The organism is Vibrio sp. 070316B (assembly GCF_013114115.1).
In the GTDB taxonomy this organism is placed as follows: Bacteria; Pseudomonadota; Gammaproteobacteria; order Enterobacterales; family Vibrionaceae; genus Vibrio; species Vibrio chagasii_B.
Window position 1 is genome coordinate 29750 of the sequence record NZ_VTYC01000018.1, and the last position, 18416, is coordinate 48165.

Annotated in this window: 13 protein-coding genes; 3 read left to right on the top strand and 10 right to left on the bottom strand. The window is 45.1% G+C overall.

The genetic code is table 11. The annotated features are described in order from the left end of the window. Positions 1–368: 368 nt before the first annotated feature. Together F0251_RS14565 and znuA are read right to left on the bottom strand one after the other, a co-directional pair. Positions 369–3731 carry a helix-turn-helix domain-containing protein gene (locus F0251_RS14565; RefSeq protein ID WP_171731254.1) on the bottom strand — a complete coding sequence of 1121 codons (3363 nt, stop codon included), beginning with the start codon at positions 3729–3731 and terminating at the stop codon, positions 369–371. A gap of 268 nt (positions 3732–3999) precedes the next feature. Then, on the bottom strand, positions 4000–4890 hold the full coding sequence (gene znuA / locus F0251_RS14570) for a zinc ABC transporter substrate-binding protein ZnuA (protein ID WP_171731240.1): 891 nt from the start codon (positions 4888–4890) through the stop codon (positions 4000–4002). Positions 4891–4973: 83 nt separating this feature from the next. Here znuA and znuC point away from each other — a divergent pair, with 83 nt between their 5' ends. Next, positions 4974–5756 (top strand): zinc ABC transporter ATP-binding protein ZnuC, encoded by a 783-nt coding sequence (gene znuC / locus F0251_RS14575; RefSeq protein ID WP_061034153.1) that lies wholly within the window; start codon positions 4974–4976, stop codon positions 5754–5756. After that, positions 5756–6541, top strand: coding sequence for a zinc ABC transporter permease subunit ZnuB (znuB, locus tag F0251_RS14580; protein WP_171731241.1), 786 nt, complete (start codon positions 5756–5758; stop codon positions 6539–6541). The genes znuC and znuB overlap by 1 nt, the downstream gene beginning before the upstream one ends. A gap of 120 nt (positions 6542–6661) precedes the next feature. Here the strand turns inward: znuB and sucD are convergent, their stop codons facing one another. From sucD to sdhC, 8 genes are all read right to left on the bottom strand, one after another. Beyond that, positions 6662–7534 carry a succinate--CoA ligase subunit alpha gene (gene sucD, locus F0251_RS14585; protein WP_061034155.1) on the bottom strand — a complete coding sequence of 291 codons (873 nt, stop codon included), beginning with the start codon at positions 7532–7534 and terminating at the stop codon, positions 6662–6664. Then, positions 7534–8700 (bottom strand): ADP-forming succinate--CoA ligase subunit beta, encoded by a 1167-nt coding sequence (gene sucC, locus F0251_RS14590; RefSeq protein WP_004737918.1) that lies wholly within the window; start codon positions 8698–8700, stop codon positions 7534–7536. The genes sucD and sucC overlap by 1 nt, the downstream gene beginning before the upstream one ends. A gap of 206 nt (positions 8701–8906) precedes the next feature. Continuing rightward, positions 8907–10112 (bottom strand): 2-oxoglutarate dehydrogenase complex dihydrolipoyllysine-residue succinyltransferase, encoded by a 1206-nt coding sequence (gene odhB, locus F0251_RS14595; RefSeq protein ID WP_061034156.1) that lies wholly within the window; start codon positions 10110–10112, stop codon positions 8907–8909. Positions 10113–10133: 21 nt separating this feature from the next. Then, positions 10134–12950 (bottom strand): 2-oxoglutarate dehydrogenase E1 component, encoded by a 2817-nt coding sequence (gene sucA, locus F0251_RS14600; protein WP_171731242.1) that lies wholly within the window; start codon positions 12948–12950, stop codon positions 10134–10136. A gap of 97 nt (positions 12951–13047) precedes the next feature. Then, positions 13048–13758: a succinate dehydrogenase iron-sulfur subunit gene (locus F0251_RS14605; RefSeq protein WP_008221173.1), complete on the bottom strand. Its 711-nt coding sequence runs from the start codon at positions 13756–13758 to the stop codon at positions 13048–13050. A 12-nt stretch (positions 13759–13770) separates the two neighbouring features. Then, the gene (gene sdhA, locus F0251_RS14610; protein ID WP_008221172.1) at positions 13771–15537 is read right to left on the bottom strand and encodes a succinate dehydrogenase flavoprotein subunit; all 1767 of its coding nucleotides are present in this window, start codon (positions 15535–15537) and stop codon (positions 13771–13773) included. Further along, complete coding sequence (gene sdhD, locus F0251_RS14615) at positions 15538–15882, bottom strand: succinate dehydrogenase, hydrophobic membrane anchor protein (protein WP_004737911.1); 345 nt, start codon at positions 15880–15882, stop codon at positions 15538–15540. It abuts the gene before it with no gap. Continuing rightward, positions 15876–16268, bottom strand: a complete 393-nt coding sequence (sdhC, locus tag F0251_RS14620) for a succinate dehydrogenase cytochrome b556 subunit (RefSeq protein WP_019820486.1) — start codon at positions 16266–16268, stop codon at positions 15876–15878. Before sdhC ends, sdhD begins: the two co-directional genes overlap by 7 nt. A gap of 417 nt (positions 16269–16685) precedes the next feature. Here sdhC and F0251_RS14625 point away from each other — a divergent pair, with 417 nt between their 5' ends. After that, complete coding sequence (locus F0251_RS14625) at positions 16686–17975, top strand: citrate synthase (protein WP_061034157.1); 1290 nt, start codon at positions 16686–16688, stop codon at positions 17973–17975. Positions 17976–18416 lie beyond the last annotated feature (441 nt).

Sequence of the window (18416 nt, forward strand, 5' to 3'; positions counted from 1 at the left end):
AAACTCCTTCTCTTTAATTTAATTCCAGAGGTGATGTGGCTTGCCATATCACTCCGGCAGCAAGCGAAGGTGTCATTGGCACCCGTGGTATAGTCCCCCCGGCTATACCACGATATTTTTTTTTCTTATCTCCCTCAACAAAACCATACTCAAACAACTCAATCGTAAATACCCCAATTATCTCGTATCTCGTATCTCGTATCTCGTATCTCGTATCTCGTATCTCGTATCTCGTATCTCGTATCTCGTATCTCGTATCTCGTATCTCGTATCTCGTAGAAGCATAAAAAAAGCCCCAACACGAATGTCGAGGCTTCAATAAAACTATCTGTCGTTAACGTAAGGCTGGCTGGTTAATATTGTTCGCTCTAGTCTTCACTGTTTTCTGCAAACTTAGATGGAGACATACCAAAGTGATGTTTGAACCTTTGGCTGAAATAAGACGGGTCATTAAAGCCAGAGTCAAAAGCAACGTCTGATATCTTCTCTCCCGCGAGCAACCGCTCACACGCATGCTCCAAGCGAACCTCATTCAAATGTTCTTTAAAGGTCTTGTTATAAGCCATCTTAAAGCGCCTTTGTAAGCTTCTCTCAGACATAAATAGATACTTAGCAGCAGTAGCAGTACCAAACTCAGCATCAGCGTAGTGCTCACTAACAAGCTGAGACACTCGGTTCTTCCACTCTTGCTCTGCACTAAGCTTTAACTGCTCAGGTGAGGTATTAGCGAGCTTAATAGTCTCAATCTGCTCTATTGTATTGGTTTCGAGATTATCTAATACCTGATAGTCGATTGGCCAAGTAAGCTGAACCTTATTTTGAGAATCCGACACAAAGGCATTGATTTCACCACCGCTCTGATTCATCAGCAACGGCAACTTTTCTATGTTTAAGTCGGTCGACTTACCACTGTTGTCACTAATACTGGAAGTTAACTTAGGGAAAGGCATGCCATGATCTAAAATGGTAACGACTAGGTGTTCTTTCAGCTCCTCCACCATGACCACCATACTCTGCGACTTAAAGTTACGCTTGATGATGCTCGCGATCAGGCTATTGAAGATAATATCGAGATTAAAATACAGTAAAGAGACATGTCTGTGCTTAGTATCTACCTTTATTTCTAGCTCAATGCCAGCCTTGGCTAAGTCTTCCTGCCACGCCTTAAGCACCGACTCCAAGATTAAGATCATATCGTAACCAACGGCGCCACCACCTTGACGGCTATTGCTCAATTGAGCCAAACCATTCTTTAACGCAAGAATCGGCGATTTACCTTGTTCATCACTCCAATTAGGGAGCATGGCTGCAACTTGGTTAACCTCTGAAGAGAGTTCGTCGGCTGTATGAGACACAAGCGCATTCTTAACCGATAACTGCTTCTTAAGTTGCTGATTAGTCGTCAGTAGTATCCTACTTTGGTGCCTCAACTGATCAGTTTTCAAAGCTACTTGTGCTTTAAGATGTCTGTTGGCAAAAGTGACGTAACGCGAACGCCAAAAAACCAAAATGGTGACCACACAAATCAGTAAGATAAGAGAGCTCGCAGCAGCCCAATTACTGAGATACCAAGGTTCCGCTATAGAGAAGCTTTGATTGGTTGAGACAAAACGATAGTGTGAATCCTTTACCGGCTTCACTTCGAGCGTATAATCCCCCGGAAGCAAGTGGTCGAGTGTTAATAAGCCACCTTCAAACTCACTCCAAGGTTCATCATCATTGAGTCGATACTCCATCGCAGGGGCAAATGTAGCAGGCAAAATGCCTAGCTTAAAGCCAATCGATGAACCATAAGGGATCTCGGCTAAATCCGCGCTCTTCCCACCCAATGATACGGTCTTTTGGTTAACACTTATCTTACTCAGCAATGCTCGGCTATGAGGCGTGGTAGATACCAACAACTCATTAGACAATGCACTCACCACACCATACTTGGAACCTAAAACTAACCGTGAGGATTGATTCTCCTCACTATAAAAGAGTTCACATGCACCGGCCGCCAATTCATTGGTGATCAAACCAAATGGTGAACCTATGTGCTTGTGCAGCTGACCATCCAGTCCATAATAGCTAAGTCCTTTTGAAGACCCCAACCACACACCATTCTCATCGCTAATCAGACAACTCGGACTGATATTCTCTTCAACTAAGGCGATCTCTTCTATCATCGAACCATCGTAAGGGATCCGATAAACGCCATAACTACCCGCAAACCACTGAGAGCCATCATTGGCTTTTTCTATATCAACCACTTTGCCAAATCGTTCGCTGGAACGACTAAAGCTGATCCGTTTATCAACAAAGGAATAGAAGCCATGGTCGGTGCCGATGTAGACGCGACCTTGTAAACCAATATTTAGATCTGTAATTTTTGCTGGCAGGAACTTATCCACCAACCAATCCATTCCGTAGCCCGTAAGCTCCATATGGTCGATCGATAATGAATAGAGACTTTGACCAGAGGTCATCCAAAGGGTGTTATCACCTTGAAGGGCAAAATTCTCGATGTGGACGCCTTCAATGGCTCTTGGCAAATTCAGCGCTTCAAACTCCAACGTCTCGGTATTGAAGCTTATAATCCCTTCTTCGGTCGCCAACCAAATTGACGTACCAAAAATCTGAAAGTCCTGTACTGGTTTTTGATATACGCGCCTAGGCCTCTCTTCAGTTTCAGAATCAACGAGGTAGAGGCCCATCGAAGATGCCACCCAAGATAGATGCTCACCGATTGGCTCAACTTTATTGATCACCATACTGCTGGAGTGCATGCCCATTCCGGTGAGTGGCGTTCTTGAGAATGTCTTACTAAACAAAGAAAAATACCGAATACCGTTGTTGGTCGCGACCCACATCCCACCAGCATGATCGTTAATTAATGAGTAAATCTTCTCTCCCGGTAACGAAAAGTCTTGGTTAGCAGCTTGTTCAAAACGAGTGATTTCGCCAGTAATAAAGTTGTAGCTAATCAAGCCGTGCTCAGTACCAATCCAATATTGATTCGTGGTTTCAGCAACAGAGAGCACATGCGAGCCACTGATCTTGGTCTCTTTCTCAGAATTAGCCAAATCAACAATCACAACACCATTTAATGTACCAATCAGTAATTCACGTCGCGCATTCGAAAAGTATACGGTCTCGATGTAGTGTTTATCAGAGGCAGCAACATGGGTAAATTCTTGATTTTCTGATAGGTAAGTGCCGGAACTGGTTGCCAGTACCCATTTTGATAATACCCACTCAGCATCATTAATCGTAATGTCGCTGCTGTTGTTGTATCGGTACAATTTGAGAAGTGAATAGGTATTAAATTCTAACGACTGAGTGTTATAGGTGTAGAAGTTATTGCCGTCGGTCACCCAGATGTAATTGTCAGACGCACCAATATTGGTTATCTCTGAACCAGGGCTAAGGCTAAATGCGAGCTCGTTACCAAGCCCAGGAGTATGTCGATATACCTCATTATCAAAAAACGTCCAAAACTCATCGTTCAGGAAAGCAACGCGTTCCGATGAGAACTGTAGCAGACTGCCTTTTCGTGGTAGCAAAGCTCGACCATCGTAAAACAGGACTTTTCCATGCACATCATGGATCCAAAGCCCACCACCAGCGCCTAGATAAAGATTTTTAGCCGCGAGAAAATTCCCTTGCGCTTGAACAGGCAAAGGATAAAAGACAGACGGTGATGTATTTAACGCAAGAGCGCTAAATGAAATGCTCATTAGCATGAACATTCGGAAGACAATTCGATACAACTTCTAATCCTGAACAGCAACAACGTATGAAGTTTCGGCTACCGCAATGTCTTAACCTGCTCGACCAGAAACTGAGTTTTTTTGTGATTATTATTATCTTTCCATTTTAGCGGAAATCTACGAAGGAGAAAGAAGGTTTATTGTTTGTTGAAAGGTTTTATCTTAGCGGTCACGAAAATGCCGCAAAAAGCGGCATTATTTATAATCATATCGAGAGCAAAGTGGAGTAAAGGTTACTCACTATTGATTACTTTGCGTTTAGGCAGCTTGTGTAACTATCGGTAAGTTGCTGAAGAAAATCGAAATAACTTCCACTCTTTACTTCAACTGTAGAACCTATTGGGTCCAATTGACCTTGTTTCGCATTACTTCCACGAGTCACTGATTCAATTACAGCCGGTGTAAATTGAGGCTCAGAAAATACACATTGAACGTTTTCACGTACTATCGTTTTCTTAATCGCAATCAAGCTTTTTGCACCCGGTTTACGCTCTGGGCTCACGGTGAAATGACCCAAGTTATTTAGGCCAAATTCTTCTTCATAGTAACCATATGCATCGTGGAAAACGTAGTAGCCTTTGTCTTTCACCGGAGCAAGTTGCTCACGAATAGACTGCTGCTTCTCTTTCAATGCAATCAGGAATGAATCGAGATTTTCTTGATATGCCATTGCATTGTCTGGGTCAGTTTCAATGAGCTTGTCTGAAATGTATTTCGCAGCAACTGCAACCTGATCGATCCCCAACCAAAAATGCGGGTCGTGGCTGCCGTGGTGGTGACCTTCATGCGCGTCATGGTCATGCTCATCGTGGCCGAACTCTCGTAAGTTGATACCAGGGATTTTACCGATTTCGATAACGTTATCATTCGATTCAATCACCTTAGTCAGAAACGCTTCTAAATCAGGACCAAACCAAACAACCATGTCTGCACCGTGAACTTTTTTGACATCAGACGGTTTAAGCGCATAATCGTGCGGCGAAGCATTGCTGTTCATCAACACATCCGGTTCACTAACGCCTTGCGTTAATTCTGTCACAATCATTTGAATTGGTTTGAAGCTTGTTAGAATGGTATTAGCACTTGCAACACTTGGCGCTAAAAGCAAAGTAGCAAGTATATAAGATGAACGTGACATAATTCCTCGATAATAGAAAAGTAGCTTAGGCTTGAGGTAAATGTTACATTATAACATTAGCGAATTGCAAATGAGTTCTATTCATGGATAACTTAATCCAACTAGATTCTGTGAGCGTCGAGTTTGACGGTCGAAAAGTCCTAGACAATATCTCTCTAAATTTAGAGCGTGGCAGAATCACTACCCTAATTGGGCCAAACGGTGCGGGAAAATCAACCCTAGTAAAAGTACTACTTGGGCTCCAACACAAATACTCTGGAAAGATTACCAAATCAAAAAAACTAAAAATTGGTTATGTTCCTCAAAAGCTAAAGCTGAATGATTCTCTGCCTCTCAATGTAGAGCGTTTCCTTAAGCTCACCGGTAGATTCAGTAAACAAGAGATCTTGGAAGCTCTAAAACTCGTTGGCGCTGAGCATCTGATGAAAAGCAACATGCATCAGCTATCAGGTGGTGAAAACCAACGCGTACTAATTGCTCGTTCTCTCTTGAGAAGGCCAGACCTATTGGTTCTTGATGAACCTGCACAAGGCGTAGATGTACAAGGTCAAATCGATCTCTACGAACTGATTGATTCTATTCGTCACCGCTTTGGCTGTGCAGTCTTTATGGTTTCACACGACTTACATTTAGTGATGGCAAAAACAGACGACGTGATCTGTTTACACCACCACATCTGCTGCTCTGGTGCACCCGCTGATATTAAGCATCATCCTTCTTATATCGCTCTATTTGGTACTGCGGTTCAAGAAAGTTTGGCGTTCTATCATCACCAACATGACCATCATCACCATGACTTAGCAGGCCAACCTGTATCTGGAGATGTGCACGACTGTTCTAACCATAAACACGGACATCACCACTAATGCTTGAGTTTCTTTTACCTTCTATCCTCGCAGGCTTAGGCATCGCGCTTATTGCTGGTCCACTGGGGTCGTTCGTAGTGTGGCGTAAGATGGCGTACTTTGGCGACACATTGGCTCACGCCTCTTTAATGGGTTTAGCGCTTGGTTTCCTGTTCAATATTAACTTGTACTTCGCGCTGCTGATTTGCTGCTTAATGTTGGCTGTATTACTCGTGACCTTACAAAAGCAAAAGCTGGTCGCGACCGATACGTTGCTCGGCATATTAGCCCACAGTGCACTCTCGCTCGGCTTGGTTGCTGTTAGCTTCTTAGATAACGTTCGTGTTGATCTAATGAGTTACCTATTCGGTGACCTGCTTGCCGTTTCTCCCACTGATTTAGTGTTCATCTATGCAGGCGCTAGTGTTATTGGTTTAGTGTTGGCTATCTTCTGGCGGCCACTGCTATCAACAACAGTGAACGAAGATCTTGCGGCGGTTGATGGCATCAACATTGATTTAATGCGCCTGATTCTAATGCTACTGGTCGGCATCGTGATTGCGGTTGGTATGAAGTTTGTTGGGGCGTTGATCATGACATCACTGCTGATTATCCCTGCTGCAACAGCAAGAAAGTTCTCAAGTACACCTGAACAAATGACGTTGCTCGCTTCGATTATTGGCTCTATCGCAGTATGTGGTGGGTTGAGCCTATCTTGGTTCTACGACACACCAGCAGGCCCATCTGTTGTGATCAGTGCTGCTGCAATGTTTATGTTATCTCAGATGGTGAAAACCCGAGCGTAGTCATACGGTTCGTATCTCGTATCTCGTATCTCGTATCTCGTATCTCGTATCATTGAAAGCATACAAAAAAGGCTTGGTCATCGACCAAGCCTTTCTATTATTCATCGCTTAACGCGCTGATTACCAACCAGTAATCTCACGTAAACCTTTACCGATGTCAGCAAGAGACTTAACTGTCTTAACGCCTGCTGCTTCTAGTGCTGCGAATTTGTCTTCAGCAGTACCTTTACCGCCAGAGATGATTGCGCCAGCGTGGCCCATACGTTTACCTGGAGGAGCTGTAACACCTGCAATGTAAGAAACAACTGGCTTAGTTACGTTCGCTTTAATGAACGCTGCCGCTTCTTCTTCCGCAGTACCACCGATCTCACCAATCATTACGATTGCTTCAGTCTCAGGGTCTTCTTGGAACAGTTTTAGGATATCAATGAAGTTTGAACCAGGGATTGGGTCACCACCGATACCAACACATGTAGACTGACCGAAGCCTTCATCTGTTGTTTGTTTAACTGCTTCGTAAGTAAGAGTACCTGAACGAGATACGATACCTACTTTACCTTTCTTGTGGATGTGACCAGGCATGATACCAATCTTACACTCGTCTGGAGTGATAAGACCTGGACAGTTAGGACCGATCATGCGAACGCCAGTTTCTTCTAGCTTCACTTTAACGTCGATCATGTCTGTTGTTGGGATACCTTCAGTGATCGTTACGATCAGTTCGATACCTGCATCAATCGCTTCTAGGATTGCGTCTTTACAGAAAGGTGCTGGTACGTAGATAACCGTTGCTGTTGCGCCTGTTACTTCTACTGCTTCGCGTACAGTGTTGAATACTGGAAGACCAAGGTGAGTTTGACCACCTTTACCAGGAGATACACCACCAACCATTTGCGTACCGTATGCGATAGCTTGCTCTGAGTGGAATGTACCTTGACCGCCAGTGAAACCCTGACAGATTACTTTAGTGTCTTTGTTAATTAATACAGACATTATTTCGCCTCCGCAGCAGCAACAACTTTCTGAGCAGCATCTGTTAGAGATTCAGCTGCAATGATATCAACGTCAGAATTAGCAAGTACTTCGCGACCTAGGTCTGCGTTTGTACCTTCTAGACGAACAACAACAGGTACTGTTACGCCTACTTCTTTAACCGCACCGATAATACCTTCAGCGATCATGTCACAACGTACGATGCCACCGAAGATGTTTACTAGTACTGCGCTAACATTGTCATCAGAAAGGATGATCTTGAATGCTTCAGCTACACGCTCTTTAGTTGCGCCGCCGCCTACATCAAGGAAGTTTGCTGGTTTGCCGCCGTGTAGGTTAACGATATCCATCGTACCCATCGCAAGGCCTGCACCGTTAACCATACAGCCAACGTTACCATCTAGTGCTACGTAGTTTAGTTCCCACTGTGCTGCGTGTGCTTCGCGCTCATCTTCTTGAGATGGATCGTGCATTTCACGCAGTTTAGGTTGACGGTACATCGCGTTTGAGTCGATGTTGATCTTGCCGTCTAGACAAAGAAGGTTGCCTTCACCAGTGATAACAAGTGGGTTAATTTCCAGTAGAGCTAGATCGTACTGAGCGAACATTTCACCAAGACCCATGAAGATCTTAACGAACTGTTTGATTTGGTCGCCAACTAGACCAAGTTTGAATGCTAGTTCACGGCCTTGGTAAGCTTGAGGGCCTACTAGAGGATCGATCGCAGATTGGTGAATCAACTCTGGAGTTTCTTCAGCGATTTTCTCGATGTCCACACCGCCTTCAGTTGACGCCATGAATACAATTTTACGAGTTGCGCGGTCAACAACAGCACCTAGGTAAAGTTCGTTAGCGATGTTTGACGCTTCTTCAACTAGGATCTTAGTTACAGGCTGACCATTAGCGTCTGTTTGGTAAGTCACTAGGTTTTTACCTAGCCACTTTTGTGCAAACTCTTTAACGCCTTCTTTTGTGTCGTGTAGCTCTACGCCACCCGCTTTACCGCGGCCACCAGCGTGTACTTGACACTTAACGACTTTTTTCTCAGTTGAGATACGGCCAGCAGCTTCGAAAGCTTCTTGTGCAGTATCACATGCGAAACCTTCTGGTACAGGCAAACCGAATTCTGCAAACAGCTGTTTGGCTTGGTATTCATGCAAATTCATTTTGATATTCCGTTTATTTTCCCTTAAGGGATTATTATTTCCATAACGACACAGTTTCCTGTGTTACGTCTGTAGGGTCTTCTCAAATCAACTGCTGTCCATTTTGTAATGGCTTGGCAGTTCAAGTGAAGGCCAGACGTTGAGCAGCCTAGCCTTTGAAACTTTTTACGTCTAGCTAACAGGGCTAACTAGACGTTTTAGCGATACTAAACGTCTAATAGCAGACGTGCAGGATCTTCTAGTAGCTCTTTGATGGTCACTAGGAAGCCAACTGATTCACGGCCATCGATTAGACGGTGGTCGTAAGAAAGCGCTAGGTACATCATTGGTAGAATTTCTACTTTGCCATCAACTGCCATTGGACGTTCTTGGATTTTGTGCATACCCAAGATAGCCGCTTGTGGTGGGTTGATAATTGGCGTAGACATTAGAGAGCCGAATACACCACCGTTTGTGATAGTGAAGTTACCACCCATTAGCTCATCAACAGTTAGCTTGCCGTCACGGCCTTTGATCGCTAACTCTTTGATGCCTTTTTCGATGTCAGCGAAACCTAGCGTGTCACAGTCTTTCAGTACTGGAGTCACTAGACCACGTGGCGTAGATACCGCCATGCTGATGTCGAAGTAGTTGTGGTAAACGATATCATCACCATCGATAGATGCGTTTACTTCTGGGTAACGCTTAAGCGCTTCAGTTACCGCTTTCACGTAGAAAGACATGAAGCCAAGACGCGTATCGTGACGCTTCTCGAATTGGTCTTTGTACTGCTTACGAAGGTCCATGATTGGCTTCATGTTTACTTCGTTGAAAGTCGTTAGCATTGCTGTGCTGTTCTTCGCTTCTAGAAGTCGGTTAGCTACTGTCTTACGTAGGCGAGTCATAGGTACGCGCTTCTGGCTACGAGCTGCCGCTGGCGCTTCAACCGCTGGTGCAGCTGCTGCCGGCGCCGCTTTCGCTGCCGCTAGGTGTGCGTCGATGTCTTCACGAGTAATACGACCACCAACACCAGTGCCTTTCACGTCAGCTGGTTGTAGGTTGTGTTCAGCTAGAAGACGACGAACAGCTGGGCTCAGTGCGTCGTTGCTCTCTTCTGTAAGCGCTGCTTTATGGCGTTTGTCAGGAGATGCTTCTGTGTCTTCAGTGGTATCTGTTGTTGGTTCACCTGCAACCGCGCCAGGCTTCAACTTAGCGATAAGCTGCTTAGAAAGTACCGTAGCACCCTCGTCTTCGATGATAGCTTCCAGAACACCCGCTTCAGGCGCAGGTACTTCTAGAACTACTTTGTCTGTTTCGATATCTACAATGACTTCATCACGTGCAACCGCTTCGCCTGGTTTTTTGTGCCAAGTCGCAACTGTTGCATCAGCCACAGATTCAGGTAAATCTGGAACCAGAATTTCAATTGTCATGTCTGTATTTTCCTTTTACTTCTAGTTCTTTGGTAGGGTCAGAGCGTCATCTACTAACGCTTTTTGTTGTTTCAAGTGTACCGACATATAGCCTACAGCTGGTGATGCTGATGCAGGACGACCTGCGTATTGAATATCAGCGCCTACTGGGATAGCAGCTCGGAAGTTGTGTTGGCTGCTGTACCAAGCACCTTGGTTCTGAGGCTCTTCTTGACACCAAACGTAATCAACGACATTTGTGTATTGTGCAATTGCAGCGCGAACATCCTCGTAAGGGAATGGGTATAGCTGCTCAATACGAACAATAGCAACGTCGTCTTGCTCGTTCTTACGTCTTTGGTCAAGTAGGTCGAAGTAAACCTTACCTGAACAGAATACGACGCGTTTTACGTTCTCAGGAGCGATATCGTCAATCTCTGCGATAGCTGGTTGGAACGTACCTTCTGCTAGGTCTTCTAGAGAAGACGTACACAGCGGGTGACGAAGCAATGACTTAGGTGACATTACAATCAGAGGACGACGCATTGGTCGAACTACCTGACGACGAATCATGTGGTAAACCTGAGCTGGTGTTGAAGGAACAACAACCTGCATGTTTTGTTCAGCACACAATTGAAGGTAACGCTCAAGACGCGCAGAAGAGTGCTCTGGGCCTTGGCCTTCATAGCCGTGAGGAAGCAGCATAGTCAAGCCACATAGACGTGCCCACTTTTGCTCACCTGACGAAATAAATTGGTCGATAACCACTTGCGCACCGTTTGCGAAATCACCAAATTGTGCTTCCCAAAGGGTTAGACCGCTTGGCTCTGCTGTTGCGTAACCATACTCGAACGCTAACACTGCTTCTTCAGACAATACCGAGTCAAATACTTGGAATGGACCCTGCTTATCATGAATGTTCGCAAGAGGAACATACGTGCTTGCATCTGATTGGTTGTGCAGTACTGAGTGACGGTGGAAGAAGGTACCACGGCCTGAATCTTGGCCAGAGATACGAATACGCTTGCCATCGTCAACAAGTGTTGCGTACGCCAGAGTTTCAGCCATACCCCAATCGACTTGTTTCTCACCATTCACCATGGCAGTACGATCGTTGTACAGTTTATTTACTCGGCTTTGCAGTTTGTGGCTCTCTGGGTATTGGCAAATCTTAGTACCAAGGTCTTTTAGACGCTCAATATCAACTTTGTTGTCCCAATCAATATTCCAGTCGTGACCTAGGTAAGGAGACCAGTCTACAGAGTGAAGTGCCATTGGGCGCCACTCTTTAACCACAACTTCACCGTGATCAAGTGCGTCACGATATTCGTTAACCAGCTGAGTTGCCGTATCAATACCAAACTCACCGCGCTCCATTAGCACGTCAGCGTAAAGCTTACGTGGTGTTGGGTGCTTCTTGATTTTTTGGTACATCAAAGGCTGAGTTGCGTTCGGCTCATCGGCTTCGTTGTGACCGTGGCGACGGTAACAAACTAGGTCGATAACAACATCACGTTTGAAAGTATTACGGTAATCCAGTGCTAAGCGAACAACAAAAGCAACCGCTTCTGGATCATCAGCATTAACGTGGAAAATCGGAGCCTGTACCATCTTAGCGATATCGGTACAGTACATCGTAGAGCGTGTGTCGCGAGGGTTAGACGTTGTAAAACCAACTTGGTTATTTACAACGATACGAACCGTACCACCTACACAGAAACCACGAGCTTGAGACATGTTAAACGTCTCTTGCACAACACCCTGACCAGCGATTGCTGAGTCACCGTGAATAGTGATTGGCAGTACACGGCTACCATCAGTATCACCTAGGCGATCTTGACGTGCACGTACTGAACCGATAACCACTGGGTTTACGATTTCTAAGTGTGATGGGTTAAATGCTAGTGCTAAGTGAACGTTGCCACCTGGTGTCGCGAAATCCGCAGAGAAACCTTGGTGGTATTTAACATCACCAGTACCCCACGTTTCGTCGTGCTTACCCGCGAACTCGTCAAACAGGTCTTGCGGTTTTTTACCAAGCACGTTAACCAACATGTTTAGACGACCACGGTGAGCCATACCAACAACGACTTCACGCATGCCTTGTCCACCAGCATGACGAATGATCTCTTTCGTCATTGGGATAAGTGCATCACCACCTTCCAACGAGAAACGTTTCGCGCCTGGGAATTTCGCACCAAGATAGCGCTCAAGACCTTCAGCAGCGGTTAGCTCTTCTAGGAAAGCTTGCTTTTCTTCTTTGTTGAAAGAGGGTTGACCAGACACAGACTCTAAACGTTGTTGAATCCAACGTTTTTGCTCTGTATTAGTCATGTGCATGTATTCAGCACCAATTGAACCACAATAGGTTTGCTTTAGAGATTTGTGTAAATCTTTAAGCACCATCGTCTCTTGGCCAATCGCGTAAGAGCCGACGTTAAACGTCTCATTGAGGTCTTCTTCGGTAAGAGTGTGGAAAGAAGGGTCCAGTTCATCAACTGTCGCTCTCTTCCATAAACCTAGGGGGTCTAGATTTGCTGCTTGATGCCCTCGGAATCGATAAGCATTAATCAGTTGCAGAACTTTTACTTGTTTCGCATCGACATCTGGATCACTAACTTGGACACTGTAATGCTTTGTTTCTTGAGCGAGTCGACGGAAGTATTCACGAACACGAGAATGTGGTTGTTCCACCGCTTCTGAAGCTTGCACAGGCAATTCTTCAAAAACACTTCTCCATTCGTCACTTACCGAATCGGGGTCACTTAGATACAGTTCATAGAGTTCTTCTACGTACGTTGCATTGGCGCCAGCCAAGTGTGAAGACTCGAGCCATGCCTTCATCACGCCGTTGTGCATATTTTCCCTTAACCAGTAGTTTTCACGTTTGCTGCGGTCTATGCCGAGCTATTAAAAGGCCGCCCCAAAACTTCTAGGGCGGCAATTTTTTTATAACTTAAACCGAACGATTCACTAACATGGTCTTGATGTGACCAATCGCTTTCGTCGGATTTAATCCCTTAGGACAAACACTTACACAATTCATGATGCCATGGCAACGAAAAACGCTAAATGCATCATCAAGATCAGACAAACGTTCATCTGTCGCTGTATCTCGGCTATCAATTAGCCAACGGTACGCGGCAAGTAGGCCTGCTGGTCCGATGAACTTGTCAGGGTTCCACCAGAACGATGGGCATGACGTTGTACAACATGCACACATGATACATTCGTACAGTCCATCTAAATGAGCACGCTCATCAGGGCTTTGTAAGTTTTCACGTGCCGGTGGTACATTGCCATCAGACACTAGGAATGGTTTTACTTTTTCGTAGTTATCGTAGAACTGAGTCATATCAACAATCAGGTCACGAACAACAGGTAAACCTGGCAGCGGGCGAATCACGATCTTATCGCCTTTCAGCGCAGATAGAGGCGTGATACACGCTAGACCGTTTTTACCGTTCATGTTCAGACCATCCGAACCACATACACCCTCACGGCATGAGCGGCGGAATGCGATTGTTGGATCTTGTTCTTTCAGTAGAATAAGCGCATCCAGAAGCATCATGTCTGAACCTTCATCCACCTCTAAGGTGTATTCCTTCATGTAAGGCTTTTGGTCGACATCTGGATTGTAACGGTATAAAGAGAAATTCAGTTTCATGGTCATGTCTCCTTAGTACGTACGTGCTTTTGGCGGGAACGCTTCACGATGGATAGGTTCCATGTTTACGTTACGCTTAGTCATGCTTTCTGACTCAGGATTGTAAAGCGTGTGGCATAGCCATTGCTCATCATCACGATCAGGGAAGTCAAAACGAGCATGTGCACCACGACTCTCTGTGCGGTAGTTTGCCGCTACAGCCGTCGCGTAAGCTGTTTCCATTAGGTTTTCAAGCTCTAGACACTCAATACGCTGCGTGTTGAACTCAGTAGACTTGTCTGAAAGGTGTGCATTCTTCAGACGCTCGCGAATTGCTTTAAGCTCTTCTAGGCCGTCAGCCATTGCTTGACCTTCGCGGAATACAGAGAAGTTGTTCTGCATACATTGCTGTAGATCTTTACGGATCTGCGCTGGATCTTCGCCGTCTGTGCTGTTTTCCCAACGGTTGTAGCGCTCTAGAGAACGAGCGATATCTTCTTCCGTTGCAGGTTTAGCATCAGCTTGCTTCTTCAGAGTCTCACCTAGGTGTAGACCTGTAGCACGACCGAATACAACCAAATCAAGCAGTGAGTTACCACCTAGACGGTTAGCACCGTGTACGGATACTGAAGCAATCTCACCACAAGCGAATAGACCTTGTACTTCTACATCGCTACCATCTGTACCCTGCTTAATCGCTTGGCCAGAAACTTGTGTCGGTACACCACCCATCATGTAGTGACACGTTGGGATTACTGGGATTGGCTCTTTTACTGGATCAACGTGTGCGAATGTACGAGACAGTTCACATACACCTGGTAGACGAGATTCAAGTGTCTCTTTACCTAGGTGGTCCAGTTTCAGCTTGATATGTGGACCCCAAGGACCGTCACAACCACGACCTTCACGGATTTCGACCATCATTGAACGAGCAACAACGTCACGACCCGCTAAGTCCTTCGCATTTGGAGCGTAACGTTCCATGAAACGTTCGCCGTCTTTATTTAGAAGGTAACCACCTTCACCACGACAGCCTTCTGTTACAAGAACACCTGCGCCAGCAATACCCGTTGGGTGGAACTGCCACATTTCGATATCTTGCATTGGAACGCCAGCACGAATCGCCATACCAACACCGTCACCAGTATTGATGTGTGCGTTAGTTGTCGATGCGTAGATACGGCCAGCACCACCGGTCGCTAGGATCGTTGCTTTCGCTTTGAAGTAGCATACTTCGCCTGTTTCCATGCAAAGTGCTGTTGTACCAAGAATGGCACCGTCTTCATTCTTCACAAGATCAAGCGCGTACCACTCAGAGAACACGGTTGTTTTGTGCTTGATATTTTGTTGGTAAAGCGTGTGTAGCAGTGCGTGACCAGTACGGTCAGCTGCTGCAGCGGTACGAGCCGCTTGCTCACCACCAAAGTTTTTCGATTGGCCACCAAAAGGACGTTGGTAAATGGTGCCGTTGTCGAAACGAGAAAATGGAAGACCCATCTTTTCTAGTTCGATAACTGATTCTGGGCCATTTTTACACATGTATTCGATAGCATCTTGGTCACCGATGTAATCAGAACCTTTTACTGTGTCATACATATGTTGTTCCCAGTGATCTTCGTGCGCATTACCTAGCGCAACCGTAATACCACCTTGAGCAGATACGGTATGAGAACGAGTTGGGAAAACTTTAGAAAGCAATGCACATGATAGGCCTTGCTCTGAAATTTGCAGTGCGGCACGCATACCTGCACCACCAGCGCCGATAACTACGGCATCAAACTCACGAACAGGAATAGTCACTTACGCACCCCACAAAATAAACAGACCAGAGAAGAAATATCCAAGAAGAACCGCAACTACACCTACTTGAAGGCCAACACGCAGTTTAGCGCACTTGATGTAGTCGGTTAGCACTTGCCATAGGCCGATCCAAGCGTGAACAAGAACCGAAGTAAGCGCTAACATGGTAAATACTTTAGTGAAAGTTCCACCAAAGAACTGAGTCCATGATACGTAAGAGATATCGGTGAAGGCACAAAAGCTCACCAAATAAATTGTATATAGCGTCATAATGATTGCAGTTGCACGAATCAATAAGAAATCGTGAACGCCATTACGGCCAAATGTCGAAACGTTGTTTACCATACTAAGATCCCCGCTAGTAGAGACAATACCGCTGTCGCTGCGAATGCAACCTTAGCGCTCTTCGCGCCAGATTCCAGCTCTTCAAAGTGACCTAAGTCCATAAGAAGGTGACGAATACCACCAGCAATGTGGTAAGCCAAAGCGGTTAAAATGCCCCACAGAATAAACTTCACGAAGAAACCGTCGACAATGTCGCTAGCTTCCATAAAGCCTACTGGGGATGAGAGGGAAATGGATAGTAACCAAAGCAAAATTCCAATCGCAACAAAAGTAATCACCCCAGACACACGGTGTAGGATGGAAGCTATTGCAGTGATCGGAAAGTGGATGGTCTGTAAATCTAAATTAACAGGTCTTGTCTTTCTTTCTTTCACGGGCTTGCTCACTCAGCTCCATTGAGCATTATGGTCATTAAATAACCTTATGATATTGTTATGGACAAAATTTGATCGCAAACCTTCAAAATTTAACATTAACTTAACAAATAACTGAAGTTGAGCCTTAGATAATTGTAAAATAATTGTTAACAACAAGATTAAGATAGACACCTCACATTTCTTCTTAGCCTTGCATTTATAAGGTTTTAACCAAATTTTTCATCGCCACTATACGGTCGGCAACATTCTAATACAATTGATGTAACAAATAATGCTACACAGACCAGATTTTTAACGAATTTAATGTAAAAAACACTAACAAGTGCACACAAAGCTGCAGAAAAATTGACTTTCCCACGTAAGACCAGTAAAAAAATGGCACATAAACATCCTGGACGGATTAAATAATAAACAAAGGAGATTGTTATGGCGGATAAGAAAGCTACCCTTCACATTGAAGGTCAAGCGCCAATCGAGCTGCCGATTACAGAAGGTGTACTAGGTACTCCAGTGATCGATGTTCGTACACTAGGTTCTAATGGTTTTTTCACTTTTGACCCTGGTTTTCTTGCCACTGCATCTTGTGAGTCTCAAATCACTTTTATTGACGGTGGTAAAGGTATCCTTTTACACCGTGGTTATCCAATTGACCAACTTGCCAATAACGCTGATTACTTAGAAGTATGTTACATACTTCTTTACGGTGAAGCTCCATCTCGAGCTGAATACGAAAAGTTCAAGACTACCGTGACACGTCACACTATGGTTCACGAGCAAATTGCTAGTTTCTTCCACGGCTTCCGTCGTGATGCTCACCCAATGGCTGTAATGTGTGGTGTTGTAGGCGCTTTAGCAGCGTTCTACCACGACTCACTTGATATCAACAACGATACACACCGTGAAATTGCGGCTTACCGCCTAATTTCAAAAATGCCAACACTGGCAGCAATGTGTTACAAATATTCAATCGGTCAGCCGTTTATCTACCCACGTAACGACCTAGGCTACGCAGAAAACTTCTTACACATGATGTTCGCAAACCCATGTGAAGAGTACGAAGTGAACCCTATTGTTGCTCGCGCAATGGATAAGATTTTCACTCTACACGCTGATCACGAACAAAACGCTTCTACATCGACAGTACGTCTATCTGGTTCATCTGGTGCTAACCCGTTTGCGTGTATCGCAGCTGGTATCGCGTCACTTTGGGGCCCAGCTCATGGCGGTGCAAACGAAGCGTGTCTACGTATGCTTGAAGAGATCGGTAGCGTAGATAACATCGAAGAGTATGTTGCAAAAGCGAAAGACAAAGATGACCCATTCCGTTTGATGGGCTTCGGTCACCGCGTTTACAAGAACTACGATCCACGTGCAACAGTAATGCGCGAAGCGTGTCACGAAGTACTTAAAGAGCTAAACATCCAAGATCCACTACTTGACGTAGCAATGGAACTTGAGCGTATCGCTCTTTCTGATGAATACTTTGTGTCTAAGAAGCTATACCCGAACGTAGACTTCTACTCAGGTATCATTCTGAAAGCGATCGGTATTCCAGTGTCTATGTTTACAGTAATCTTCGCGATGTCTCGTACTATCGGTTGGATTGCACACTGGAACGAAATGCACAGCGATCCGACAAACCGTATCGGTCGTCCTCGTCAGCTATACACTGGTGAAGAGCAACGTGACTTTAAAGCACTTCACGAACGTGAATAATTGCGATTAAAGTATGATTGTGAAAAAGGGTTGATGCTTTCGCATCAACCCTTTTCTTTTATATGCTCGCAACACTGTCATCCTCAAGAGCGAGGAACGAGTGAGTTGGGGATCTTATTCAACGAGTAGATGGCCCAAAGAGATTCCCTACTCCCTCCTTCGTCAGTCTAGGGAATGACGGATTCGGATATGACCCTTTAACGTTCTGACTCGCGCATCACATCGACAGATACAAATTTATAGTTGCTCGTATACCTAAGAGTGAGGGACGAGTGAGTTGGGGATCTCATTCAACGAATAGATAACCCAAAGAGATTCCCTACTCCTTCCTTCGTCAGTCTAGCGAATGACGGATTCGGATATCCCCCTTTAGCGTTCGGACTGGCGCGTCGCATAGACGGATACAAATTTATAGGTGCTCGTTATACCTAAGAGCGAGGA